Origin of the sequence: Pseudogracilibacillus auburnensis (assembly GCF_003201975.1) — a bacterium.
GTDB classification, from domain to species: domain Bacteria; phylum Bacillota; class Bacilli; order Bacillales; family Amphibacillaceae; genus Pseudogracilibacillus; species Pseudogracilibacillus auburnensis.
On record NZ_QJJQ01000003.1, the window covers coordinates 45,215 to 71,297 of the forward strand.

Below are 26,083 nucleotides of genomic sequence, written 5' to 3' on the forward strand. Positions count from 1 at the left end.
ATAATAATGGATAGTTAAATAAGTAATCCTTTAACATAGTCCCGTGAGGCTAAAAAGGGAACGGAAATTTAGAGACGTCTGTCCAAAAACCTTTTACCTCTCGGAGTGTAGAAGGTTTTTTTGGTAGATAAGAAAGAATAAATCCTTTCTTTCTACATAAGCGCAACTATAGCATTCGCTAAATGGTTGGCGAATGTCAAGTTTCTAATATGGTAGGAGGTTGGGGAGTGAAAAAGAAAACAATTGTACTTGATCATTCAGCAATGAACCGGGCTTTAACTAGAATTGCTCATGAAATAGTAGAAAGAAACAAAGGTGGAGATGACCTCATCTTAGTAGGGATTAAAACAAGAGGAGTCCCACTTGCTAAACGACTACAAGAAAAGATAAAGAGAATTGAAGAAGTCACTGTCCCAATCGGTGAATTAGATATTACGTTATACCGGGATGATTTACAAAAGAAATCACCGGAGCCAGAATTAATCGCAACAAATATTGAAGTAGAAATTAAGAACAAAACAGTGATACTCGTTGACGATGTATTATATACTGGTAGAACAGTCCGAGCAGCAATGGATGCAGTGATGGATATTGAACGACCTGCGCAAATTCAATTAGCAGTATTAATTGATCGTGGTCACCGAGAATTACCGATTCGTGCAGATTATGTCGGTAAAAATATTCCGACCTCAAATGAAGAGTTAATCGTAGTTGAATTAACGGAACAAGATGATTTGGATGAAGTTAGTATATTTGAAAAAAGAAGTTAGTTCCTTTAATTAAATCCAGAGAGGTTTAAAAGGTAGCTAAGATTAGAACCATACGTTTTTTTAGGATACGTATGCCTCTTTGCGACCTTTTGCAAAGAGGTTTTTTTATTGGATGCTTCGTCTAGAAACACCTTCAAGTAGTGATTAAACTAATAGAGAAGAGATGGAGAGGTGTCAAATCATGAAACATTTTTTAACTGTCCAAGATATGGCTGTAAATGACATGGTCGCATTACTAGAAATGGCCAACAAATTTCATCTTGATGAGTATAAATTAACAAAACAACTATTTAGTGCCAATTTATTTTTTGAACCGAGTACGAGAACGAAAATGAGCTTTATTGTCGCGGAGAAAAAATTAGGCATGGAATCATTAGAATTTCATCAGGAAATGTCCAGCATGAAAAAAGGAGAGTCATTATATGATACAGCTAAAACATTTGAAGCAATTGGAGCAAATGTACTTGTCATTCGTCATGAACATGATGAATGGGCAAATGAATTGAGTGAGCATATGTCGATTCCGATTATTAACGCCGGAGCAGGAAAAAAGGCGCACCCAACCCAAAGCTTGTTAGATGCCTATACGATTTATCAAGAGTTTACTACCTTTAATGGATTAAATATCGTTATCGCTGGAGACATAAAACATAGCCGAGTTGCTCGCTCTAACGCTGAAATGTTAAGTAAACTTGGAGCAAATGTCTATTTTTCTGGTGCCCCAGAGTTTATGGATGAAACACTTCCATTTCCACATATATCAATCGATGAAGCGGTAGAAATTTGTGATGTGCTTATGCTGTTACGCATTCAACATGAACGTCATGATCAGTTTTCAAGTGCAACTGTTCATTATAATGATCATTTCGGCTTAACCGTAGCAAGAGAAAAGAAAATGAAGGATCGAGCGATCATTCTCCATCCAGGACCTGTAAACCGTGGTGTTGAAATTGACTCCACCCTTGTCGAATGTGAACGTTCAAGAATCTTTGAGCAAATGTCTAATGGAGTATATGTCAGAATGGCTGTTTTAACAACACAATTATTAAACTGGGGGATTATCAATGAAAATCATATTAAAAAATGCACAGAGACTTATCCAGAACAACGAATTAGAAACATGCGATTTGTTAATTAATGAGGAAAAGATTCAAAAAATCGCTCCATCAATCGAAGAGCAAGCAGATCAAGTAATTGATTGTAAAGGTAAATTAGTCCTTCCTGGCTTTATTGATGTCCATATTCATTTACGTGAACCAGGAGGAGAGCATAAAGAAACGATTAAAACAGGTACAGAAGCAGCTGCACGTGGAGGGTTCACGACAGTTTGTTCGATGCCGAATACGAACCCAGTACCAGATCATGTAGAAGAAGTCGAAAAGTTACTGCAAAAAATAAAGGAAGATGCAGTTGTAAGAGTGCTACCATATGCTGCTATTACAAAAGGGTTACAAGGAGAAGAAAGAACCAATATTACTGAATTAAGTAAAACAAATATATTTGCTTTTACTGATGATGGCGTTGGGATTCAAACAGCAGGCCAAATGCTTGAAGCGATGAAAGAAGCAGCAGCAAACGGGAAAGCAATTGTCGCACACTGTGAAGATAATTCGATTTTATACGGTGGAGTCGTTCATCAAGGAAATGTTAGTGATCGTCTTGGATTGCCAGGAATTTTAAGTGCATGCGAGTCCGTCCAAATTGCTCGTGATGTGCTATTAGCCGAGGAAGCGAATTGTCATTACCATGTTTGTCATGTAAGTACGAAAGAATCTGTTCGTGTCATTCGTGATGCCAAAAGAGCTGGAATCCATGTCACAGCGGAAGTGAGCCCACATCATTTACTTTTAACCGAAGATGATATTGTCGATGATGATGCGGATTTTAAAATGAATCCACCACTCAGAAGTAGAGCAGATCGTGAAGCATTATTAGAAGGATTATTAGACGGAACGATTGATTTTGTTGCAACTGATCATGCTCCACATGCGCAAGTGGAAAAAGCGCTTGGAATAGTAAAAGCGCCATTTGGGATTGTTGGATTAGAAACAGCCTTTCCGTTACTTTATACACATCTCGTATTGACAAAGAAAATGACCTTACAACAATTAGTCGATGTGTTTACGATAAAGCCTGCCGAAACATTCCAATTACCGTATGGTGTTTTAGCAGAAGGTGAAATTGCCGATATAACGCTTGTCGATTTAGAAAAAGAAATGAACATTGATAAACATACCTTTTACTCAAAAGGAAAAAACACACCTTTTCATGGATGGAACGTATCAGGAATACCTGTACTGACTATTGCCGCTGGAAAAGTTGCATATAGGGATGATGACCATGAATAATAGACAGCTCGTATTAGAGGATGGAACTGTATTTATCGGGAAAGCATTTGGAAGTGAAGAAAAAAAGACTGGTGAAATCATTTTTCATACTGGAATGACTGGCTATCAAGAAGTAATTTCTGATCCAACTTACGCTGGAAAAATTGCAGTGATGACTTATCCTTCGATTGGCACGTATGGAATAAATCGAGATGATATGGAGGCGATCACTCCATTTCTTCACGGAATTGTCGTCAAAGAAGTATGTCATGAACCATCTAATTTTAGAAGGGAAGAGACATTAGATGATTTTTTAAAAAAATCTGGTATCCCAGGCATTTCGGGAATCGATACAAGAATGTTAACCCGTCTACTCCGAAAAAAAGGAACGATGCGTGCAATGATGACGAATATGACGGAGGCGCCTCATCATGTGCTGGAAGAATTAAAGACAGATAACATGACACTTCCTGTGCAAGCAACCTCGATTACGAAAGCGTACATCGTTCCAGGACGGGGTCTGAGAATCGTCGTTGTTGACCTCGGCATGAAGCAAAGTATTTTACATGAATTAACGAGACTACAATGTCATATAACGGTCGTTCCTTACAATTACTCTGTAGAAGATATTTTACGATTTAAACCAGATGGTGTCCTCATTTCAAATGGACCGGGAAATCCAGAGGAAATTACTGAAACAATTAACACCATTAAACATCTACTCGGAAAAATACCGTTATTTGGAATTGGACTTGGGCATCAACTGTTTGCGCTCGCTTGTGGAGGGAAAACAAAGAAAATGCATGTGGGTAATTATGGAAACAACTTTCCCGTTAAAGATGTACAAACAGATAAAACATGGATCACGACGAAAAGTTGTCAGTACTGTGTTGAAGAAACATCTGTTCAAAACACTGATTTACACATATCGTTCCGTTCTTTAAATGATGGAACGATTGAAGGCCTCCAACATAATAAATACCCGGCCTTCACTGTACAGTTTCATCCCGAAGGTGCACCAGGATCGAATGAAACAAATTATGTTTTTCGTACTTTTTTGCAAATGATTGAAGAAAAAAGGGACAAAAATGGAGTGAATCACCATGCCAAAAAATAAAGAGATTGAAAAAATTTTAGTGATCGGTTCTGGTCCAATTGTTATTGGGCAAGCAGCTGAATTTGATTATTCTGGCACACAAGCTTGTCATTCTTTAAAAGAAGAAGGTTATACTGTTATCTTAGCGAACTCCAATCCAGCAACCATTATGACTGACCATACTGTAGCGGATAAAGTATATATGGAGCCTTTAACGGTTGAATTTTTAAGTAAAATCATTCGTAAAGAAAGACCGTGTGCCATCCTGCCAACATTAGGAGGACAAACAGGTTTAAACCTTGCAGTTGCATTAGATCAATCAGGCATTTTAAAAGAATGTAATGTACAATTACTTGGTACATCGTTAGATGCAATTGAAAAAGCGGAGGATCGGGAAAAATTTCGGGTTTTAATGGATGAATTAAATGAGCCAGTGCCTCCAAGTGAGATCGTCACGACTGTAAAAGATGCCGTTCATTTCGCTGAAGATATAGGGTATCCTGTCATTGTCCGACCTGCCTTCACATTAGGAGGAACGGGTGGAGGAATGTGCGAGACGAAAGAAGAACTTGAACATATCGTAAAAAATGGTTTAGCTCTTTCACCAGTTCATCAATGTTTGATCGAAAAAAGTATTGCAGGGTATAAAGAAATCGAATACGAAGTGATTCGAGATAAAAAAGACCAAGCGATCGTCGTTTGTAATATGGAAAACATTGATCCAGTTGGGATTCATACAGGTGATTCGATCGTTGTTGCACCATCTGTCACATTATCAGATAGAGAATATCAATTGCTTCGGCGAGTATCGTTAAAACTTATTCGTGCTCTTCAAATTGAAGGTGGTTGTAATGTCCAGTTAGCCCTTGATCCGGATAGTTTTAATTATTATATTATTGAAGTAAATCCACGGGTAAGTCGCTCATCAGCACTTGCATCAAAAGCGACAGGGTTTCCGATCGCCAAAATTGCTGCTAAAATTGCTGTTGGCTTAACATTAGATGAAATCAGGAACCCAATTACTGAAACGACCTATGCCTGTTTTGAGCCTGCCTTAGACTATGTTGTGACAAAATTTCCACGTTTTCCATTTGATAAATTTACATCGGGAGACCGCACTTTAGGCACACAAATGAAGGCGACCGGAGAAATAATGGCAATTGGGAGAAATGTAGAAGAGTCGCTACTAAAAGGCATTCGATCTCTTGAAATTGGCAATGGAGATTTTTATTTACCTAGTTTAGTATCGATAGAGAAAGAAAAACTAATCGAAAGGTTAGTGAAAGCAGATGATGAACGAATTTTTGTCCTTGCTGAATTGTTCAGGCGGGGAATGATGATCGATGACATTCATCACTATACAAAAATCGATCTACTTTTCTTAAGAAAAATACAACATATCATCGAACTGGAAAAAGATATTGCCGAAAATCGATTGAATATCGAAATGTTACAAGTAGGAAAGCAATTCGGCATTTCAGATACGCAAATTGCTCGTTTATGGGAAATGTCGGAAGAAGAAATATATGAGCTTCGTATGAAAGAGGCAATGTTTCCAGTGTATAAAATGGTTGATACTTGTGCGGGGGTTTATGATTCAACTGCACCATATTTTTACAGTACGTATGAACAAGAAAATGAATCGATCACTTCCGACCGCAAAAAAGTACTTGTATTAGGATCTGGGCCCATTCGAATAGGCCAAGGAATTGAATTTGATTATGCGACTGTACATTCTGTTTTAGCGATCAAAGAAATGGGCTATGAAGCAATCATTATGAATAATAACCCTGAAACAGTTTCAACTGATTTTTCTATTTCCGATAAATTATATTTTGAGCCGCTAACGCTCGAGGATGTCATGCACGTCGTTCAATTAGAAAAACCAATTGGCGTTATCGTTCAATTTGGAGGACAAACTGCGATTAATTTAGCAGCAGGATTAGAAAAACGTGGAGTATCTATTTTAGGGACGAGTTTAGCAGCAATTGACCGGGCAGAGGATCGACATAAATTTGAACAATTGTTGGAACAGCTTGATTTAAAAAGACCGAATGGAAAAGCAGTATCAAAAAAAGAAGATGTACTTCCAGCCGCTGAAAAAATTGGCTATCCTGTATTAGTTCGTCCATCGTACGTAATTGGTGGCAGTCAAATGGAGATTGTTCATCATGAACAGGAATTATCGATCTACTTACAGAAAATATCATCCATTAATCCAGAAAAACCGTTATTAATCGATCAATATATTACCGGAATAGAGGTTGATATCGATGCGATCAGTGATGGGGAGACAACTTTTGTCCCTGGAATAATGGAACATATTGAACGAGCCGGAGTCCATTCAGGTGATTCCATCGCTGTTTATCCGCCACAACGCCTAAGTGAAGCAGTAAAACAAAAATGCTTACACGCAACGGATAAGATTGCCAAAGCTTTAGAAGTAATTGGTCTAATCAATATTCAATTTATCATTCAACATGACGATGTGTATGTGATCGAAGTCAATCCAAGAGCGAGTAGGACAATTCCTTTTTTAAGTAAAATAACGGGTATTACGATGGCGAATATTGCAACGAAATGTATTTTAGGAGAAAAATTAGCGCATAAAGGGTTTAAAACAGAGATTTACGAAGAATGTGAAAATGTGTATGTGAAATTACCTGTTTTTTCTTTTGAAAAACTACGAAGTGTTGACACGACATTAGGACCAGAAATGAAATCGACTGGGGAAGCGATCGGTTATGATCAAACGCTTGAGAAGGCATTATATAAAGGGTTAATCGCATCAGGAATTACGATCCCTTATGAAGGTTCTGTATTACTTACGGTCGCGGATAAAGATAAAGAAGAAGCATCTAAAATAGCAGAACGGTTTGTTACATTAGGATTTCAATTATATGCAACAGAAGGAACTGCCAATTATTTAGCGAAAAAAGAGTTACCTGTTACGGCAGTAGGAAAAATCGGCAGAGGAGAAAATGAACAAAATGTCCTGTCATTAATAACGAATGGAGAAGTTCAATTCGTTATTAATACATTAACTTCTGGTAAACAACCACGTTCCGATGGGTTTAGAATTCGCAGGGAAGCGGTCGAACATGGCATCATTAGTTTAACAAATTTAGATACTGCCGAAGCGATCGTTAATGTAATTGATTCAACAACGTTTAGTGCAAATGCGATGATAAATAAAGGAGCATTACGAGCATGATAAAAAAAGAAGCGATGAAAATCATCTCATCCAAACAAATTGCCACAGATACGGTTGAAATGGTGCTGGAAAATGAGTATATAAGTAATCATGCGACACCTGGTCAATTTTTGCATATCGCTATAACGGGACATACTTTAAGAAGACCACTTTCGATCGCAGCAGTTGACTCGAAGGCAAGGACGGTTACCATCCTTTTTAAAATAATAGGTTCAGGAACAGAGACATTAGCTACGTATCAAGTTGGAGAGACGATTGATGTGTTAGGACCAAACGGGAATGGCTTTCCCGTTCAAACTGGACAAAAGCCGGCTACTGTCCTGTTAATCGGTGGAGGTATCGGGGTCCCGCCGATCTATTTTTTAGGTACCCAACTAAAAAAGTTCGGTATCCAAGTGCAATCAATTATCGGATTCCAGTCAAGGGACTATGTTTTTTATGAAAATGAATTTCAAGCTTTAGGCGAAACGTTTGTCGTCACAAACGATGGATCTTATGGATATAAAGGATTTGTGACAGATGTGTTAGATAAAACTTCCCGATTTGATCGCTATTATTCTTGTGGACCATTACCGATGCTACGGGCAGTAAGCGACAATTTACGAGGTAACGAGGGGTATTTATCGTTTGAAGAACGAATGGGCTGTGGGGTTGGAGCTTGTTATGCATGTGTGATTCCAACAGAGGATGAGGCAGGATATAAGAAAATATGTCAAGATGGGCCTGTGTTTCGGGCAAATGAGGTGATTCTATGATCGATTTGTCTGTTACCTTACCAGGTTTGAACTTACAAAATCCAATTATGCCTGCTTCAGGTTGCTTTGGGTTTGGTCGCGAATATAGTCAGTTTTATGATTTAGGAAAGCTAGGAGCAGTCATTATGAAGGCAGCAACTGGGGAAGCAAGACTTGGAAACAAAACGCCACGTGTTGCGGAAACTGCTTCTGGAATGCTTAATGCAATTGGGCTACAAAATCCAGGTGTCGAAAAAATTGTGGAAACAGAAATTCCGTTTTTAAGTCAATTCCATATTCCAATTATCGCTAATGTCGCAGGGAGCACGATCGAAGAATATGAAAAAGTCGTTACCGTTTTAAATGAGTCAACCGACTTGGCTGCAATTGAATTAAATATATCTTGTCCGAATGTGAAAGAGGGTGGTATTCAATTTGGAATCGACCCTGAAATGGCTGCAACGGTGACGGAAAAAGTGAAAAAGAGGACCCGTGTTCCTGTTTATGTGAAATTGTCCCCAAATGTAACGAATATCGTTGATATGGCTAAAGCGATCGAAGCAGCCGGTGCGGATGGTTTATCCATGATTAATACATTAACTGGTATGCAAATCCATTTACCTAGTAAAGCTCCATTGATCGCCAACAAAACGGGTGGACTATCAGGACCAGCCATTAAACCAATTGCAATTCGGATGATTTATGAAGTAAAACAACATGTTACCATTCCGATTATCGGAATGGGAGGTATTGAAACGGCAGAAGATGTACTTGAATTTTTACTTGCTGGAGCAGATGCCGTTGCTATCGGAACTGCGAACTTTCTCAATCCTTTTGTTTGTCCCGACATTATTGAACAATTACCAGCAGTACTCAAAAAATATGGGTTTACATCTGTGAAAGAAGCAACAGGAGGCGCACATCAATGAATCATATTTATTTAGCACTTGATTTTCCAACGTGGGAAGAGTCTAAACAGTTTTTAGACGATCATCAATTAAAAGAAGTTCCAGTGAAAGTTGGTATGGAATTATTTTATCGTGAAGGGGCCTATGTCATTGAGCAGCTGAAAAATAGAAATCATCCGATATTTTTAGATTTAAAACTTCATGATATTCCAACAACCGTTATGCGGGCGATGCGAAATTTAGCTACTTTAGAAGTAGATATTGTCAATGTCCATGCATTAGGTGGAAGCGAAATGATTAAAAGGGCGAAAGAAGGATTAGCTTCGATAAACAAGCAACATGAAACGAAATTAATTGCTGTGACTATTTTAACTTCAATGGATGAGCAGACGATGAATAATGATTTACAACTACAAGGTTCGATCGAACAACATGTGACCCATTTAGCAAAAGTAGCTAAAAATGGTGGAGCAGACGGAGTTGTTTGCTCTGTTCATGAAGTAGAAATGATTAAGCAACATTGTGGAACCTCTTTTTTAACGGTAACACCTGGAATTCGTTTACCATCAAGCAAAGAAAATGATCAAAAAAGAGTTGCTACTCCATCTTTAGCACGACGAATAGGGACAGATTCGATCGTAATCGGCAGAAGTATTACGAAAGCAAACAACCCGTTAGAAGCATATCAACAAGCGCAGGAGGAGTGGAAAAATGGAACTTCAAAATGAAATAGCAAGAGACTTATTAAACATTAAAGCAGTTCAAATTAAAACAGACGGATATTTTACTTGGACATCGGGTATTCAGTCTCCCATTTATTGTGATAACCGGCTCACGATGTCTTATCCAAATTTACGAAAAAAAATAACGAAATCGTTCGCGCAAAAGGTAAAAGAACTACAAATAAAACCAGATGTCATAGCTGGATGTGCAACAGCTGGAATTCCACATGCAGCTTGGCTTGCTAGTGAATTAGATATTCCGATGATTTATGTGCGCTCTAAACCTAAGGGGCATGGAAAAGGCAACCAAATTGAAGGACTAATTGAAAAAGATCAAAAAGTACTCGTCATCGAAGATTTGATTTCAACAGGAGGGTCTTCTTTAGAAACAGCAAAAGTTTTGGAGGAAGAGGGTATTGAAGTAGTTGCCGTATTTGCAATATTTACATATGGCTTGGAAAAAGCTTTTGAACGTTTTCACAATGAAAATATTGCTTTACAAACAATTACAAGCTTTGACAATTTATTAGATGTGCTCGTACACGATAAAGAAATTACCGAGAAAGAACGTGAAACATTGCTTGCATGGCGCAATCAATTGTAAAATGATGGACTCGAGTTTGTTGTTACATTTTTTCTAAAGGTGATGAAAGGGATCTGTCTTAAAAGTTCGCAAAGCATGCAATAAAAACTCTTCTTTTAGGAGTTGGATAAAGTTTTTTCACTTTCGGTGTAGATGACTCGATTACAATTATGATCCCAAGTATCTCTTTTTCGTGGGCAACCAATAGTAAAGTAGAGTATAAAATGATTAAATTCATCTCTACTTTTCTCATGGTGTTTAGGAGTAAAGTTCCTATAAGCATTACAGGGTTAAGATAATCATTAAATCCTCTATATCCAAATGATTTCATGTTCTTCGCTCTTATGCCAATGTTTTAAGAAGGATTTATTTCCCCTAAGAGTATAAAAGTGCTGCACTTGACTGGTACCTTTAGTCTTAAAATATATATATCAAAATGATCAATTTCTAATTAATATCGATCTGCACTTTACAGACCCCCGTTACATCCTTGACAATCTTGGTACTATAAACCATTTTCCAAAAGATTGGGACCGCGAATACTTCTCCTACCAAATATTTTTTTGTTTTTTGCATATAAGATATAAACTGCGCAGTAACTGCTAAGTTGTTTTCCGCTACAGACCATTGCTTTCCGTGGCACGGCCTCAGCCTCCTCGAGAAAATCACTCTGCGGGGTCTTCGGACACGCGCTTTTCCCACAGGAGTCAATGGTCCTTCGCTCCAAACAACCACCAGAATAGTGAAAACAAATGTCTCGTACTATTAACACATCCCAGCGAAGGAAATACACGGAGACTCCCATCGGATAACGGGGGCAACTGAGAAGTGATTTATCGGAAAAATAATGATTAAGCACATTTATAGCAGCCTGAATATGCGTAGACTCCTGTGGGAGGAAAGGCCTAGATGAGACCCCACAACGAGAAAAGCGAGTGAGGAGGCTCAACAGCCGCCCACGGAAAGCGAAGCATATTCAGGATGCGGTAGTATACGAATCTATCCCCAATTTTTTTTATAACCTTTTCAGTGGTCTCAAAAGGCGGAGTGTATTTCCGTAGCGGCCGGCTAAAATGTTATGTCGCAGTTTATTTCAAATGCGTGATAATAGCAACAAACTTAACAAAAAGAGAAATGGAGTCTAGATGTGATCAGAATGCATAGAGCAATCAGTTAATCCAAAGTCAACTTGAACGCTGTATCTTCATCCCACTTAATTCTACGCAGGTCAATTTTGCTGAGTAAATAGAAATTAACATAACACATTAAAAAACTGTAGAGAAATAGTAAATAGTGAATCAATTATAAAGATAATATCTTGCAATCATTATTATTTAATGAAATAAGTAAGATTTTATTATATAATAAATAGTGATTAAAAATACTTATAAGGCAAAGGGATTTACTATGAAAATTGAAGATTATGAATTATTACTCCAGTTAGAAAAAATTGGTACGGTACGCGGGACAGCGAAAGCAGTTTTAATCTCGCAACCAGCTGTTTCTCAACGATTAAAATTTATTGAAGAATATTTTGGTGAACAAATTTTTATTCGAACATCAAAACGACTTAAATTAACACCAAGTGGGGAAATTATTTTAAAACATGCAAAAGAAGTAGTCGAACGGGAAATTGATATTAAAAATACGCTTGCAGCATCCAGTATCGAAGTTCGTGGGACATTATCAATCGCATGTTCTTCTGTCATTAGTCAGCGCTATTTACCATCTATTTTAGCAAAATTCACGAAACGATTTCCGCTCGTTTCGATCGACTTAGTAACAGGAATGAGTGAAAACATTAAACGCGAAAATAATAAATACCATATTACGATCGTTCGTGGAGAAAAAATGAAAGATAATACATCTATCCTGTTGTTTAAAGATCCGTTATATATTTTTGATACGGAACCATTTGAAAAAGGTGAGATAAAAGAAAGACCGCTTATCTCTTTTAAAAGTGATGATGACCTCCATGATTTAATGAACCATTGGTTATTTTATCATCAAGATGAGATAAATCCGATTCAAAAAATAAGTGTCGACCAAATTGAGACGTGTAAACAGTTTATGATGCGTGGATTAGGGATGGCGATTTTGCCAAAAAGTGTTTCTCGAAACTTAATGAATAAATTCCCGCATTTGCCTTTGGAAGTTGAAGGGGAAGCAATTACAAGAGATACTTGGTTATGCTATCAAGGCGGAATGCGAAAATTACCACAAGTAAACAGTTTTATTGACTTATTATTAAGTGAACAGTTCGATTAATGTACCATATGTCCGTATGAAGACGCTAACGGACACGATAGTTTCTAATTCGTTACCCGGTATTACGAAGAATCGTTTTTTTTGATCAGGAAGGTCTTATTCGTTACCCGAAATCGCAAAAAGTTGTTTTTGTGGACGTGATAAAGTCTTAATCGTTCTCTCAATCTACTGAGAGTCGTATTTTCGGTTACGATTAGATGATATTGGCTAGTTTTATTCGCGGGCCAGTTTGCGAGAGAAGCAATTACCTCATGCAAAAGAGTAAGCGGAGATGCAGGATGTTCTTTATTGATTTAGCCAAACGTTATCCATTCCTTCGGGTGGCCTAGCCCCCATCATATTGCCGGCTTAGCTTATATGATCATGAAGCCAGCCGGCAAGGGGAGTATCACTATTTAGCATTATTATGGATGTATCCTTATTTCCACATTAACATTTTAAGAACGAGCTTTTAATTCTTTTACTACTTTTTCGTCAGGTGTAACGTATAGTGTTTTTTGTTCACTATATGTAACAAATCCGGGTTTTGCGCCAGATGGTTTTTTTACGTGACGAACTTCCGTATAGTCAACCGGTACCGAAGCAGAGTGCTGTGCTTTACTAAAATAGGCAGCAAGCTGTGCCGCTTCATGCAATGTTTGTTCTGATGGATTAGCATCTTTAATAATGACGTGTGAACCCGGAATATTTAATGTATGCAGCCATAGATCATTTTTATTTGCGATTCTATGTGTAACATAGTCATTTTGCTTATTGTTTCGCCCGACATAAATAAGTGTCCCGTCTGTTGATGTAAATAGTTCAGGCGTCGGTTTTGATCGTCTTTTTCGCTTTTGAGCTTGTTTTTTCACATATCCTTGTTCTCGTAGTTCCTCACGAATTTCCTCAATATCTTCATCTCGAGCAGTGTCAATTTGCTGTAAAATTTGTTCTAAATAAGCAATTTCATGTTTTGCCTTATTCATTTCCACTTTAGCATTCCCTTTTGCTGTAGAAAGTTTCCGGTATCGTTTAAAAAAAAGTTGTGCGTTTTCACTCGGCGTTTTATCTGTTTGTAAATGAATTGTTACTTCATTTTGGTCGGGGTCATAATAATCGGCAACGGTAATTGATTGATCGCCTTTTTTGACTAAATGCATGTGAGCAGTTAATAATTCACCATATTTCTGGTATGTCCCGGCATTTTTTGCTTTTTTAATCGTCGTTTCATGGATTTTTAATTTCCGCTCATTTTTTTCTACTTCATTTTTCACGACCCGTTCTAAATCTTTCGCTTGTTGTTTGACACGATCACGTTCTGCTTTAGTTGAATAAAAGATATCAACCATTTCATTTGCATCCACATAAACTTCTTTATGATCAAGATATGAAATTGGAATGACGTGAAAGTCTTCTTTTTTCTCTCGATAAATAGCTGGCTCGAATGTACAATCGATCACTTCTTTTTGAAACGTTCCAAACTCTTTTTTATAGGTTGCCTCAGAACCTAAATGGGCACGATGAACGACTTCTTTTGCGGCCAATGGAGAAATACCTGTTAAAGTTTGCACAATTTGCTTATCCATTTTCCCCGCATTAAAATCCAATTTTTTGATAAATTGCTCTTCATTCGTTTCTAATAAATTAAGCTTATCTTGTGAGGGAGGCAATTTATATGGTGAGCCGGGTAATAGTGTGCGGTAACGATTTTGAAATGGAGGAACATGTTTTAAACAGTTAATAATCATACTTTTATCTTCATTTAGCAAAAGAACATTACTATGTCGCCCCATAATTTCAATGATTAATGTTTTTGTTACTGGATCACCAATTTCATTAAACCCTTTAAATTCAAAGGTAACAATCCGTTCTAATTGATGTTGTTCGATATGTTCAATTACTGCACCGGCTATATGTTTACGTAATAACATACAAAACATCGGTGGCTCATTTGGATTGCGATAAGTATCGTTCGTTAAGTGAAGCCTTGCATAAGATGGATGAATGGAAAGAAGTAAAGTATAATTTTGACGATTATTTCTTACCGTAAAGACGAGTTCTGTATTTGTCGGTTGGTATATTTTATTTATCCGTCCACCTATTAAAGATGTTTGTAATTCTTTCGTTATTGCTCTCGTTACGATTCCATCATATGGCATATTAAGTCACCTCACCAGCTATTATAGCATTATTTTGGACGAGTCTGCATACATATTGTAAAAGTGAACAATACACAAATTACTATGTCAAAATATAGGTGGGGATAAAATGTGAAATGGTATCAAATGGATGTAAACGATGTGGAAAGAAAATTACATGTTTTTACAGAAAAGGGTTTGTCGTATAAACAAGTGGAACAACGTCAAAAACAATTTGGTCTAAACACTTTGCAAACAGCGAAAAAGCAACCAATTTGGGTCTTGTTTATGAAGCAATTCCAAGACTTCATGGTCATTATTTTATTAGCCGCCACATTAATTGCAGGGATGCTCGGGGAGTATATTGATGCGATCGCAATTATGACGATTGTGTTATTAAATGGCTTTATCGGCTTTTTTCAAGAACAAAAAGCAGAAAAGTCGTTAGAAAAACTAAAAGAATTATCTGCTCCAAAAATTAGAGTCTTACGTGATGGAGAATGGAGTACGATCCCATCTGAACAAGCTGTTGTCGGTGATGTTATCCGCATAATTACAGGTGACAGAGTACCAGCTGATTTTCGCATTGTAAAATCAAATGGACTAGAAACAGAAGAGTCTACTTTAACAGGTGAATCATTACCAGTCGAAAAAACGAGCACCGCTATAAAACGTGATAACCTTACGATGCAAGATCAAAGTAATATCGGCTTTAAAAGTACTTTAGTAACAAAAGGAAGCGGGATTGGGATTGTTGTCCAAACTGGGATGAATACGGCGATCGGACAAATTGCTTCTCTCATGGTGAAAACAGAAAAAGTAATTACACCACTTGAATTAAAATTAATCGAACTAGGAAAAGTGTTAATATATGTTGTCTTCTTATTAACAGCACTTACAGTTGGGGTAGGGATTTATCATGGACAACCTTTGTATGATATGGTTTTAGCTGGTGTCTCTTTAGCGGTTGCTGTTATTCCTGAAGGTCTTCCCGCTATCGTCACTGTCGCATTATCATTAGGTGTGCAACGTATGATTAAACGTAAAGCCATTGTAAGAAAACTCTCAGCTGTTGAAACGCTCGGATGTGCTTCCGTCATTTGTTCTGATAAAACAGGAACAATTACCGAAAATAAAATGACGGTTAAAGAAATGTTTCTTAATAACCAGAATATCTTTGTGACAGGGGAAGGGTATGCGACGACTGGGGAATTTTATGCAAATGACCAGAAAATAAACAATACATTTCCTAATTTGGAATCGATGTTACTTTACGGGTTACTTTGTAATGAAGCATCTTTACTTGTTAAGAAGGGAAAATATATGATTGATGGTGATCCAACCGATGGTGCATTGCTTATTGCAGCGAGGAAAATGGGACTAAGTCATGTCGTTAAAGATCAATTTAAAATGATTAAACAATTCCCTTTTGATTCAACAAGAAAACGAATGAGTGTCATCGTTGAAGATGAAAATAATCGAAGGTTTCTTATTTCAAAAGGTGCTCCAGAAATGATCGTTCCTAGATGTACATTTATGATGCATGAGGATGGGAGACAATTATTAAAGAGCACGAAACATATTGAAGCGAAAATGAATCATATGGCAGAAAAAGCGCTACGAATTATCGCTATTAGTATTAAACCATTACAAAAAGGGGATCGTTTAGATATAAGTAGTTTAGAAAAAGATTTAACATTTATCGGCTTATTTGGATTAATGGATCCGCCGCGAAAAGAAGTGAAAAAGTCGATTGAACAATGTAAGGCAGCAGGGATTAAAACAGTGATGATTACAGGAGATCATAAAAAAACAGCTACCGCTATTGCGAAAGAAATTGGTCTACAAACTAGTGAGAATGATCTCGTGTTAGAAGGTTATGAATTAAATAATATGGATGTAAATGAATTAGTGAAAATGATTGATCGTGTTGCTGTTTTTGCTAGAGTGACACCCGAGCATAAATTGAAAATTGTCCAAGCATTTCAAAAGCGTGGTCATATCGTTGCCATGACGGGTGATGGTGTCAATGATGCCCCTGCCATTAAGGCGAGTAATATTGGGGTTAGTATGGGAATGAGTGGAACAGATGTAACGAAAGAAGCGTCATCTCTTATCTTAATGGACGATAATTTTAATACGATTAAAGAAGCAATTCGCGAAGGGCGCAATATTTATGAAAATATTCGTAAATTTATCCGGTATTTACTCGCATCAAATGTCGGTGAAATTTTTATTATGCTAGTCGCCATGATGCTTGCCTTACCGCTTCCATTAGTTCCTGTGCAAATTTTATGGGTTAACTTAGTAACGGATGGTCTACCTGCAATGGCACTTGGGCTTGATCCGCCTGAAACAAATGTGATGAAACAAAAACCACGTGATCCAAAAGAAGGCGTCTTTTCCAGGGGGCTTGGGTTTAAAATTATTTCCAGAGGACTCATGATTGGAATTGTGTCACTCATTGCCTTTATGATTACGTATGATAATAACCCAGAAAATTTAACCTATGCACGTTCAGTCGCATTTACTACTTTAGTTGTCGCACAATTAATTCATGTGTTTGATTGTCGAAGTGAACAAGGAATTTTTTCCCGAAATCCGTTCAGTAATTTTTATCTAATTGGAGCTGTCTTATCATCGTTACTATTATTACTTGTCGTTCTTTATGTTGAATCACTACAGCCAATTTTCCATACGATGTCATTAGGTTTACGTGATTGGTTATTTATTATTGTGCTAAGCGCATTACCAACCGTTATATTCGGTTTTTCAAGCAAGCGATAATTCATTGGAGAGCCGGATAAACCTCTTTTAAGCTGAATAAAACACATGAAACCTGATGTTACAATTTTGATTTCATGTGTTTTATTATGTTGACAGGTAAAAACAATAAATCCTTTCTTTTTACTGTTTCTTGACTCTAACGCTACATCTACACCTTTAGCTATTTCGTTTAACTGCTCATCTATAACTGATTATTACTGCACAAGTCTCCGAATCAAAACCTAATTTAGCATCTACATATCCTATCTGCAACTTTATCTGGATGTCCCTCATTTATAGACTTAGATGTTAATCATCTTACTTTACCCAGATCATTACCCCAATTTTCCTTTTGCCTAACCTTCATGTACTACACATCCCTTTTATTTCGTGCTGTTAAATTATCTTCCATTTTATGTTATAATCAATTAAATATTTATTGAAAGAAGCGATCAACAATTAATACCAAAAATTCGAAAATATTTCTCTCTTTATCAAGTAATGACTAAATAAATGAGCCGAAAACTGTCAATAAACTTCCCTAAAAGGAATAGACACGAACTTTCGTATCCTTTGATCAAACTTTAGTATAAATTAATGAAAGGGGTTAACGATGAATTATTTAGACTATGTAATAATTATTTTCGAGTTTCTATTATTCTGGTTTGTTTTTTTGTTTTTTTTAAGAGTAATACATAGATATCCACATAAAAATACGTCGGGTAATACTTGGAAAAAAGATATTATAGTGTCATTCATTCAGTGTATTGTAGTTTTGTTTAGTATGATTCTATTTCGCGAATATTTCTAATTAGTAACCAAAAGGATAAAAACATATACAACAATATAGTTAAGTAATTTAGAAATTTCTATCGTAGTTTACATTGTTTATACAGTAATATTCAGCATTAATTAGATTGGAGGAGGATTTCGATGAAAAAGATGTTAGTTTCTTTTTCTTTTGCTTTTCTTCTAAGTTTTGTGTTATTTATTTCACCGGTATCAGCTAATGAATGAAAGGAATTCCAAGATGAAAATTTACCCTTCAATAAAATCCACCCAAGTTGTGTGGAAATAAATTTATTATCATTCTTATTTTAAATTTTCCTTAATATATACCCTTTTTATCATTAGTTACTTTTAGTTCTACCTCGTAACATCATCATATTCATCTTCTTAAAACCTCTTAGTACCCATCCAATGTTTGCTCGGCCAAAATTATATTAGAAACATCTGTTTTGGATGCTCCATTAATTCACCCGTCTTACTCCCTCAAATCTACTTTACCCTTGTATGTTTCATTTCTTGCGATTCCGTCTGATTCATACCTCTATTTTAAAAATAGAGTATTCCGTGAAAGGATCGGTAAAAAAGACGATCATTTACGTATAGAAGTGCAGCATCATCTCTCTTATTACACTTATTAGCTAGAAGAAGTTTTCGCAGTCTCAATCTTTTGGAAAACAGTTTATTATACCAAGGTTGTTAAGGATATAATGTGAAGCACTCCAAGCTTACTCTGTGAATTTGTTGAACGTATATTATGGATTGCGAAAGGAGATGAAACTTAGTAACGATAGTTTGCTTTTATAAGCGCGACTATGGAAATCAGGGCAAATGCTTTGCGCATGCCAAGTTTTTTATCTAGCTTGAAAGGATTTCTGCTTTTTAATAGAGAATTTATAAGCAAGAATGTATAATAACATTATTGGAGTGATAAAAATGGTAATGAGTATGACAGGTTATGGGTTCGATACGTTTCATTTGGAAGAAACGACGATCACTGTTGAAATAAGAAGCGTGAATAGCCGCTACTTAGATTTTATACCTAAAATACCACGCTCTCTTCACGAATTAGAAATGGATATTAAAAATATTATTCAAGCAAATTTCGTACGTGGAAGAATTGAAGTTTACATCTCGATTACAGGAGATTATTTAACGAATAAAACATTACAAGTAGATTATCACTTAATTAATCAATACATAAATCAAATGAAAATTGTTCAAAACAAATATGGGTTAGTAGGTGATTTACCGCTTACCGCTCTCACATCGAATGAAGACCTTTTTTCCATTGAAGAAACAAAGACATCGTCTGATTCTATCAAACAATTATTATTACATAGTGTAGAAAAAGCTGCTAAACAAGTTTTAGTGAACCGTGAAAGTGAAGGTGCTTTTTTAATCAAGGATATCATTAAACGAATCAAATCGATTGAAAGTATGGTAAAATCAGTAGAAGAACGTCAAGAAAATGTCTATGTTCACTACCGTAATCGTATCAAGGAACGAATTGAAAAACATGTAGGTGATTCGATCGCTGTAGACCAAGCACAACTTTTACAAGAAATAGCATTACTCGCTGAAAAAGGCGATATCGTGGAAGAAATAACGAGGATTTTAAGTCATATTCACCATTTTAGACAAGTTATTCAACATGAAAACCCAATCGGGCGAAAACTTGATTTTATAACTCAAGAATTACATCGAGAAGTAAATACAATTGGATCTAAATCTGTCGATTCTAAAATTAGTGAGTGGGTTGTCTCGATGAAAAGCGAAATTGAAAAAATTAAAGAACAATTACAAAATATCGAGTAATATAAGTATAGAAAAAATGATAGGCGTAATAATGGAGGTTACTGCTTTGGGATTACATCTTATTAATATCGGTTTTGGAAATGTTGTTTCCGCGAATCGAATTATATCGATCGTTTCGCCAGAATCAGCACCGATAAAACGAATTGTTCAAGTTGCAAGGGAAAATAATAATTTGATTGATGCAACATATGGAAGGCGTACTAGAGCAGTTATCATTACAGATAGTTCGTACATCATTTTATCTGCGGTTCAACCTGAAACAGTTGGACAACGAATGATTAATCAAGATGAAATAACGGATGAATAATTAGGAGGAACAATCTTGTTTGATGAAAAAGGAATTTTATTTGTACTCTCAGGTCCTTCTGGAGTAGGAAAAGGCACCGTAAGACAACGTTTGTTTGAAAAAGAAACACATTTAAAATATTCCGTTTCAGCAACGACACGTAAGAAAAGACCAGGAGAAACAGAGGGTGTAGACTATTTTTATAAAACGAAAGATGCATTTAAAAAGATGATTGAACAGGACGAGCTATTAGAATATGCCGAATATGTTAATAATTATTACGGTACACCGAAAGAGTACGTAGAAGAGCAAATAGAAAAAGGAAAAGATGTCTTTTTAGAAATTGAAGTACAAGGTGCGATGCAAGTGAAAAGAAACTTCCCTGAGGGTGTGTTTATTTTCCTATTTCCACCTAGCTTAGAAGAACTTAAAAATCGAATTGTTCGTCGTGGTACAGAATCGAACGACCTTGTCATTAATCGCTTAAAAGAAGCGAAAAAAGAAATTGACATGATGAGTGAATATGATTATGTTGTCGTAAATGATGATGTAGATAAAGCAGTCGAAAAAGTAAAAGCAATTATTGTTAGTGAACATTGCAAACGTGATAGAATTGAAAACCAGTACAAAAAAATCTTGGAGGATGACACAAATGTTAGAACCATCAATTGACAGTTTACAGGAAAAAATTAGTTCAAAATATACATTAGTTACGATCTCTGCCCGTAGAGCGAGAGAATTACAAAGTGAGAGCAAACCATTAGTTGAACATCCAAAATCATTAAAATCAGTTGGGGTTGCACTAGAAGAAATTAAAAATGATAAATTATTTATAAAGGAAACTAAATAAAAAACTGTAAACCCTTGCTAAATGTGCAAGGGTTTTTGCGATAAACGAAGAAAAAAATGATTGGAGTAGTATACTTGCTTACAACTCCTTTTTAAAATTTGAACGGGGGTGTTGATTTTGTTACGAAATAAAAAAATACTATTAGGAGTTACTGGAGGAATTGCTGTTTATAAAGCTTGTGATTTAACGAGTAAACTTACACAGCAAGGTGCAGATGTCAGAGTCATGATGACAAAAGGAGCAACAAAATTTGTCTCTCCACTCACTTTTCAAGCTTTGTCTCGTAACGATGTTTATATTGATACATTCGATGAAAAAGATCCAAATAAAATTGCTCATATCGATTTAGCGGATTGGGCAGATATTGCCATAATCGCGCCCGCTACCGCCAATATTATAAGTAAAATATCTTATGGGATTGCTGATGATATGTTAACGACAACCTTGCTTGCAACGAGGGCTGATATATATATTGCACCAGCAATGAATGTACATATGTATGAACACCCTGCCGTTATTGAAAACATGCAAAAGCTTGCAGATTGGGGCTACCATTTTATCGAGCCTGGTGCAGGTTATTTAGCGTGTGGTTATGTAGGAAAAGGAAGACTAGAAGAGCCACAGTCAATTATTACCGCCATTACAAATCATCTCGAAAATCGAAAACGATTAGCTGGGAAAAAAGTGTTAATATCAGCGGGGCCAACAAGAGAAATAATTGATCCAGTTCGTTTTTTTTCAAATCGATCAACAGGGAAAATGGGTTTTGCGCTAGCAGAAGTCGCAGCAAGATTTGGGGCAGAAGTAACACTTGTTACGGGACCAGTTCATCTAGAAACGAAACAGGAAACAATAAAACGAATAAATGTCGTTACAGCAGAGGAAATGTATCAAGCAATGTGGGATCATTTTGAAGAGGCTGATATTGTCATCAAGTCGGCAGCTGTTGCCGATTATCGCCCGAAAATAACGTATGACGAAAAAATGAAAAAGCAACCTGGTAATTTAATCATTGAAATGGAAAGAACAAAAGATATTTTACAATCGTTAGGAGAACGAAAAACGACACAGTTTATCGTTGGCTTTGCTGCTGAAACATCGAACATTTTTGAATATGGTAAGGGAAAATTACAAAAAAAACATTTAGATGCCATTGTGATCAATAATGTAGCTGAAAAAGGAGCAGGCTTTGGAGTAGATACAAATATTGTCACTTATTTAAATAAACAACTTAAAAAAGAAGAGCTCCCACTCGCTACGAAAGATGCGATTGCAGAACAAATTATTCACTTTATTGAGCGTGATATGAAGGATGAAATCAAGTGAATGTGGCTAAGGTGATTGTCGATGTTCCCGCTACCATGGTCAATCAAACATTCGATTATCAAATACCAAAAAAATTTCAAGCGATTGTACGACCCGGTATGAGGGTAGTTATTCCTTTTGGTCCTAGGAAAATAACAGGCTTTGTCATAAAAAGAATCGACCAATCTTCATTTGATGGGTTAAAAGAAATGATCGATGTATTAGATTTAACGCCGGTTTTAACGGCAGAATTATTACAGTTAGGTAAATGGTTAGCCAACCAGACATTGTCATTATATATAACGACGTATCAAGCAATGTTACCACAAATTTTAAAAGCAAAATATAAAAAAGAGCTTATACGCCTAACAGAGCTACCTTTACAATTAGACTTAGAAGAAAAATTTTTAGACAATGCCGCCATTTCCTACGATGAAACGGTGCAGCAAATCGGACATAGAACGATTCAAAAGTATATTGAAAGCGGTGATCTCGCGATAAATTATCTCGTGAAATCACAAATTACGAAAAAGTATCAAACGATTGTCATACCAGCTGAACTATCAGTACTTAAAGCAGATCTACAACAATTATCGAACCGGGCGAAAAGACAGCGAGAAATGATTGAGTTTTTTATTCAACATTCAGATCCGATTGAATTAATGGAGCTCTATTCAAAACTAAATATCAATCGTACAAATCTAAATCCACTACTAGAAAGAAAATTATTAACGATCAAAAAAGTGGAAGTGTATCGCAACCCTTATGAAGAGGAGTTTCCTAAAACAGAAAAATTACCTCTAACAGAAGAACAAAGAAATGCAATGGAGCCAATAATAGAAGCATTGATAAAAGAAGAGCATAAAACATTTCTATTACATGGGGTAACTGGTAGTGGAAAAACGGAAATATATTTACAAGCGATTGAAAAAGTGATGAAACAAGGAAAAGAAGCGATTGTCTTAGTACCCGAAATTGCTCTTACTCCGCAAATGGTAAAAAGATTTAAAGGTCGGTTCGGTTCAAATGTCGCAGTTCTTCATAGTGCTTTATCTGTCGGTGAAAAATATGATGAATGGCGTAAGATTCAGCAGAAAGAAGTCCAAGTCGTTGTCGGTGCCCGATCAGCAATTTTTGCCCCATTTGAAAATTTAGGCATTATTATCATCGATGAAGAACATGAAACGACCTATAAACAAGAAGAAACGCCGCGTTATCATGCGAGAGATGTTGCTATTAAAAGGGGAGAATATAATAACTGTCCCATCATTTTAGGAAGTGCAACACCGACGCTTGAATCATTTGCCCGCGGGAAAAAAGGGGTATACCATTTACTTACATTGTCAAAACGAACAAATGAACAAGCAATGCCAACGGTTGATATTATCGATATGCGAGATGAACTTCATGCAGGAAATCGGACGATGTTCTCAAGGAGATTAACCGATAAAATGAAAGACTGTATCGAAAAAAATGAGCAAATCGTTTTACTTTTAAATAGACGTGGTTATTCGACCTTTGCACTTTGTCGTGATTGTGGATATGTAGAAGAATGTCCAAACTGCGATATTTCCCTTACTTATCATAAAAGGGACAATGTTTTAAAATGTCATTATTGTTCCCACGAACAAAAAATGCCGGTAGAATGTCCTGCTTGTCACAGTAAACATATTCGTTTTTTCGGAACGGGGACGGAAAAAGTGGAAGAAGCGTTAACGAAAATAATTCCCGAAGCAAGAGTGATCCGCATGGATGTCGATACAACGAGGAAAAAAGGGGCTCATGAAAGATTGCTACGAAAATTTTCCAATCATGAAGCAGATATTTTGCTCGGAACCCAAATGATTGCCAAAGGATTAGATTTTGAAAATGTCACTTTAGTTGGCGTTCTTGCAGCTGATTCGATGCTACATTTACCAGATTTTCGCTCTTCCGAAAAGACATTTCAACTTATTACACAAGTAAGTGGAAGAGCTGGTAGACATGAATTAACAGGGGAAGTGATCGTCCAAACATATACTCCGGATCATTATAGTATTGAGCTAGCTAGTAAATATGACTTTCAACGTTTTTATCAAGAAGAGATGAACATAAGAAGATCATTTCTATATCCACCATATGTTTTTCTCGCATTACTAACGATCACTCATGAAAATGAAATGAAAGTATACGAAGTTTCTCAGAAAATTCGCAGTTTGTTAGAAAATAAATTACATGCACAATCTTCTATTTTAGGTCCAACTCCTTCACCGATTGCGAGAATGAAAAACCGTTATCGCTATCAAATGATGATCAAATATCGAAATGAACCTTTTTTACAACAATATATGGAAGAAGTGTTGGAACAATTTGCGGAAGAAAGAAAAAAAGATTTACAGATTATCGTAGACATTAACCCAAATCATTTAATGTAGAAGTGCGTGTTCAAAAAGGCCGATAAAAAGGATCGAGAAGTTCAAGGCGACGCAAGCTCCCGAGGAACGGAGCGTATGCTTTTGCATACGTGAGTACCTAAAAAAGCAAGTTAGCGCAGTAATTCGATGCGTCATTTTTATTCGACTTTTTGAACATCCTCTAGAAAGGAATATGGAATGAAAAAAATAATTTTTATGGGGACTCCTGATTTTGCAGTTCCAATTTTACAAGCTTTAATCCAATCAACATATGAAATAGTATTAGTCGTGACGCAACCAGATCGACCAAAAGGGAGAAAGAGAGTTTTATCAGCTCCCCCTGTCAAAGAAGAAGCACTGAAACATCAGATCCCTGTATTTCAACCTGAAAAATTACGTACTGCATATGAAGAAATTTTTTCATATGAAGCAGACTTAATTGTGACAGCTGCATATGGGCAATTATTACCGAAAGAGCTACTCGACTATCCAACATTTGGTAGTATTAATGTCCATGCATCCTTACTTCCAAAGCTAAGGGGAGGGGCACCGATCCATTACGCATTATTACAGGGGAAAAAGGAAACAGGAATTACGATTATGTATATGGTAGAAAAACTAGATGCTGGTGATATTATTACGCAAGAAAAGATTCCCATTTTACAGACAGATCATGTCGGTACTTTACACGATACCTTATCGATTGTCGGTGCGAAAACATTGCTTAGAACGTTGCCAGACATTTTTGCTAGAACGAATGACCGAATAAAGCAAAAGGATGAGGAAGCGACATTTGCTGCTAATATTACGAGAGAGCAAGAGAAAATTGATTGGCATAAGTCGAATAAGGAAGTGTACAATCAAATACGCGGACTTCATCCATGGCCTGTCGCATATACTTATTATGATGGAGAGCGTATGAAAATTTGGTGGGGCGAGCTAACAGACGAACATTATGCAGATAAAAAACCAGGCGAAATCGTCCAAGTGAAAGAACATGAATCTTTTACTGTCGTGTGCGGCAATAATAAAGGCATTCATATTACAGAGGTACAACCTGCAGGAAGAAAGCGAATGACCGTAACAGAGTTGTTTAGAGGCAATCCTAACTTTTTACAAGTTGGACAAATGTTGGAGTGA

At 36.5% G+C, this 26,083-nt stretch carries 20 protein-coding genes; 18 read left to right on the plus strand and 2 right to left on the minus strand.

Features of this window, described 5'->3' with window-relative positions:
- Positions 1–263 precede the first annotated feature (263 nt).
- The 9 genes from pyrR to pyrE all read left to right on the plus strand — a co-directional run bounded on the left by pyrR (position 264) and on the right by pyrE (position 10,375).
- On the plus strand, positions 264–770 hold the full coding sequence (gene pyrR, locus DFR56_RS05175; protein ID WP_244916440.1) for a bifunctional pyr operon transcriptional regulator/uracil phosphoribosyltransferase PyrR: 507 nt from the start codon (positions 264–266) through the stop codon (positions 768–770).
- 181 nt (positions 771–951) lie between these two features.
- Positions 952–1,908, plus strand: coding sequence for an aspartate carbamoyltransferase catalytic subunit (locus DFR56_RS05180; RefSeq protein WP_110394380.1), 957 nt, complete (start codon positions 952–954; stop codon positions 1,906–1,908).
- Positions 1,835–3,118: a dihydroorotase gene (locus DFR56_RS05185; RefSeq protein WP_110394381.1), complete on the plus strand. Its 1,284-nt coding sequence runs from the start codon at positions 1,835–1,837 to the stop codon at positions 3,116–3,118. Before DFR56_RS05180 ends, DFR56_RS05185 begins: the two co-directional genes overlap by 74 nt.
- Complete coding sequence (locus DFR56_RS05190) at positions 3,111–4,214, plus strand: carbamoyl phosphate synthase small subunit (protein WP_110394382.1); 1,104 nt, start codon at positions 3,111–3,113, stop codon at positions 4,212–4,214. The genes DFR56_RS05185 and DFR56_RS05190 overlap by 8 nt, the downstream gene beginning before the upstream one ends.
- The gene (gene carB / locus DFR56_RS05195; protein WP_110394383.1) at positions 4,201–7,407 is read left to right on the plus strand and encodes a carbamoyl-phosphate synthase large subunit; all 3,207 of its coding nucleotides are present in this window, start codon (positions 4,201–4,203) and stop codon (positions 7,405–7,407) included. The genes DFR56_RS05190 and carB overlap by 14 nt, the downstream gene beginning before the upstream one ends.
- Positions 7,404–8,162 (plus strand): dihydroorotate dehydrogenase electron transfer subunit, encoded by a 759-nt coding sequence (locus DFR56_RS05200; protein WP_110394384.1) that lies wholly within the window; start codon positions 7,404–7,406, stop codon positions 8,160–8,162. The genes carB and DFR56_RS05200 overlap by 4 nt, the downstream gene beginning before the upstream one ends.
- Complete coding sequence (locus tag DFR56_RS05205) at positions 8,162–9,070, plus strand: dihydroorotate dehydrogenase (protein ID WP_110394675.1); 909 nt, start codon at positions 8,162–8,164, stop codon at positions 9,068–9,070. The genes DFR56_RS05200 and DFR56_RS05205 overlap by 1 nt, the downstream gene beginning before the upstream one ends.
- Positions 9,067–9,777 (plus strand): orotidine-5'-phosphate decarboxylase, encoded by a 711-nt coding sequence (gene pyrF, locus DFR56_RS05210; RefSeq protein WP_110394385.1) that lies wholly within the window; start codon positions 9,067–9,069, stop codon positions 9,775–9,777. Before DFR56_RS05205 ends, pyrF begins: the two co-directional genes overlap by 4 nt.
- Complete coding sequence (gene pyrE / locus DFR56_RS05215; RefSeq protein WP_110394386.1) at positions 9,761–10,375, plus strand: orotate phosphoribosyltransferase; 615 nt, start codon at positions 9,761–9,763, stop codon at positions 10,373–10,375. The genes pyrF and pyrE overlap by 17 nt, the downstream gene beginning before the upstream one ends.
- A 58-nt stretch (positions 10,376–10,433) precedes the next feature.
- Here the strand turns inward: pyrE and DFR56_RS05220 are convergent, their stop codons facing one another.
- On the minus strand, positions 10,434–10,685 hold the full coding sequence (locus DFR56_RS05220; protein WP_110394387.1) for a hypothetical protein: 252 nt from the start codon (positions 10,683–10,685) through the stop codon (positions 10,434–10,436).
- Positions 10,686–11,761: 1,076 nt separating this feature from the next.
- Here DFR56_RS05220 and DFR56_RS05230 point away from each other — a divergent pair.
- Positions 11,762–12,622 (plus strand): LysR family transcriptional regulator, encoded by an 861-nt coding sequence (locus tag DFR56_RS05230; protein ID WP_110394389.1) that lies wholly within the window; start codon positions 11,762–11,764, stop codon positions 12,620–12,622.
- A 437-nt stretch (positions 12,623–13,059) separates the two neighbouring features.
- Here the strand turns inward: DFR56_RS05230 and DFR56_RS05235 are convergent, their stop codons facing one another.
- Positions 13,060–14,760, minus strand: coding sequence for an Rqc2 family fibronectin-binding protein (locus DFR56_RS05235; protein WP_110394390.1), 1,701 nt, complete (start codon positions 14,758–14,760; stop codon positions 13,060–13,062).
- A gap of 111 nt (positions 14,761–14,871) precedes the next feature.
- On the opposite strand from DFR56_RS05235, the gene DFR56_RS05240 reads away from it, so the two are divergent.
- From DFR56_RS05240 to fmt, 8 genes are all read left to right on the plus strand, one after another.
- The gene (locus DFR56_RS05240) at positions 14,872–17,526 is read left to right on the plus strand and encodes a cation-translocating P-type ATPase (protein WP_110394391.1); all 2,655 of its coding nucleotides are present in this window, start codon (positions 14,872–14,874) and stop codon (positions 17,524–17,526) included.
- 1,701 nt (positions 17,527–19,227) lie between these two features.
- Entirely contained in the window at positions 19,228–20,109 is an 882-nt protein-coding gene (locus DFR56_RS05250) for a YicC/YloC family endoribonuclease (protein WP_158525507.1), read from the plus strand.
- Between the two features lie 46 nt (positions 20,110–20,155).
- On the plus strand, positions 20,156–20,416 hold the full coding sequence (gene remA, locus DFR56_RS05255) for an extracellular matrix/biofilm regulator RemA (protein WP_110394393.1): 261 nt from the start codon (positions 20,156–20,158) through the stop codon (positions 20,414–20,416).
- A 15-nt stretch (positions 20,417–20,431) separates the two neighbouring features.
- Positions 20,432–21,067, plus strand: coding sequence for a guanylate kinase (gene gmk / locus DFR56_RS05260; protein ID WP_110394394.1), 636 nt, complete (start codon positions 20,432–20,434; stop codon positions 21,065–21,067).
- Positions 21,048–21,245 carry a DNA-directed RNA polymerase subunit omega gene (gene rpoZ / locus DFR56_RS05265; protein ID WP_110394395.1) on the plus strand — a complete coding sequence of 66 codons (198 nt, stop codon included), beginning with the start codon at positions 21,048–21,050 and terminating at the stop codon, positions 21,243–21,245. Before gmk ends, rpoZ begins: the two co-directional genes overlap by 20 nt.
- 117 nt (positions 21,246–21,362) lie before the next feature.
- Positions 21,363–22,571, plus strand: a complete 1,209-nt coding sequence (gene coaBC / locus DFR56_RS05270; protein WP_110394396.1) for a bifunctional phosphopantothenoylcysteine decarboxylase/phosphopantothenate--cysteine ligase CoaBC — start codon at positions 21,363–21,365, stop codon at positions 22,569–22,571.
- Positions 22,568–24,964 (plus strand): primosomal protein N', encoded by a 2,397-nt coding sequence (gene priA / locus DFR56_RS05275; protein WP_110394397.1) that lies wholly within the window; start codon positions 22,568–22,570, stop codon positions 24,962–24,964. The genes coaBC and priA overlap by 4 nt, the downstream gene beginning before the upstream one ends.
- A gap of 177 nt (positions 24,965–25,141) precedes the next feature.
- A complete protein-coding gene (gene fmt / locus DFR56_RS05280; protein WP_110394398.1) occupies positions 25,142–26,083 on the plus strand; it encodes a methionyl-tRNA formyltransferase in 942 nt (313 codons plus the stop codon).

Excerpts from the sequence above, each read along its gene's own strand:
- pyrR (WP_244916440.1), top strand. The coding sequence starts at position 264 with ATGAACCGGGCTTTAACTAGAATTGCTCATGAAATAGTAGAAAGAAAC.
- DFR56_RS05180 (WP_110394380.1), top strand. The coding sequence starts at position 952 with ATGAAACATTTTTTAACTGTCCAAGATATGGCTGTAAATGACATGGTC.
- DFR56_RS05185 (WP_110394381.1), top strand. The coding sequence starts at position 1,835 with ATGAAAATCATATTAAAAAATGCACAGAGACTTATCCAGAACAACGAA.
- DFR56_RS05190 (WP_110394382.1), top strand. The coding sequence starts at position 3,111 with ATGAATAATAGACAGCTCGTATTAGAGGATGGAACTGTATTTATCGGG.
- carB (WP_110394383.1), top strand. The coding sequence starts at position 4,201 with ATGCCAAAAAATAAAGAGATTGAAAAAATTTTAGTGATCGGTTCTGGT.
- DFR56_RS05200 (WP_110394384.1), top strand. The coding sequence starts at position 7,404 with ATGATAAAAAAAGAAGCGATGAAAATCATCTCATCCAAACAAATTGCC.
- pyrF (WP_110394385.1), top strand. The coding sequence starts at position 9,067 with ATGAATCATATTTATTTAGCACTTGATTTTCCAACGTGGGAAGAGTCT.
- pyrE (WP_110394386.1), top strand. The coding sequence starts at position 9,761 with ATGGAACTTCAAAATGAAATAGCAAGAGACTTATTAAACATTAAAGCA.
- DFR56_RS05220 (WP_110394387.1), bottom strand. The coding sequence starts at position 10,685 with ATGAAATCATTTGGATATAGAGGATTTAATGATTATCTTAACCCTGTA.
- DFR56_RS05230 (WP_110394389.1), top strand. The coding sequence starts at position 11,762 with ATGAAAATTGAAGATTATGAATTATTACTCCAGTTAGAAAAAATTGGT.
- DFR56_RS05235 (WP_110394390.1), bottom strand. The coding sequence starts at position 14,760 with ATGCCATATGATGGAATCGTAACGAGAGCAATAACGAAAGAATTACAA.
- DFR56_RS05250 (WP_158525507.1), top strand. The coding sequence starts at position 19,228 with ATGGTAATGAGTATGACAGGTTATGGGTTCGATACGTTTCATTTGGAA.
- rpoZ (WP_110394395.1), top strand. The coding sequence starts at position 21,048 with ATGTTAGAACCATCAATTGACAGTTTACAGGAAAAAATTAGTTCAAAA.
- fmt (WP_110394398.1), top strand. The coding sequence starts at position 25,142 with ATGAAAAAAATAATTTTTATGGGGACTCCTGATTTTGCAGTTCCAATT.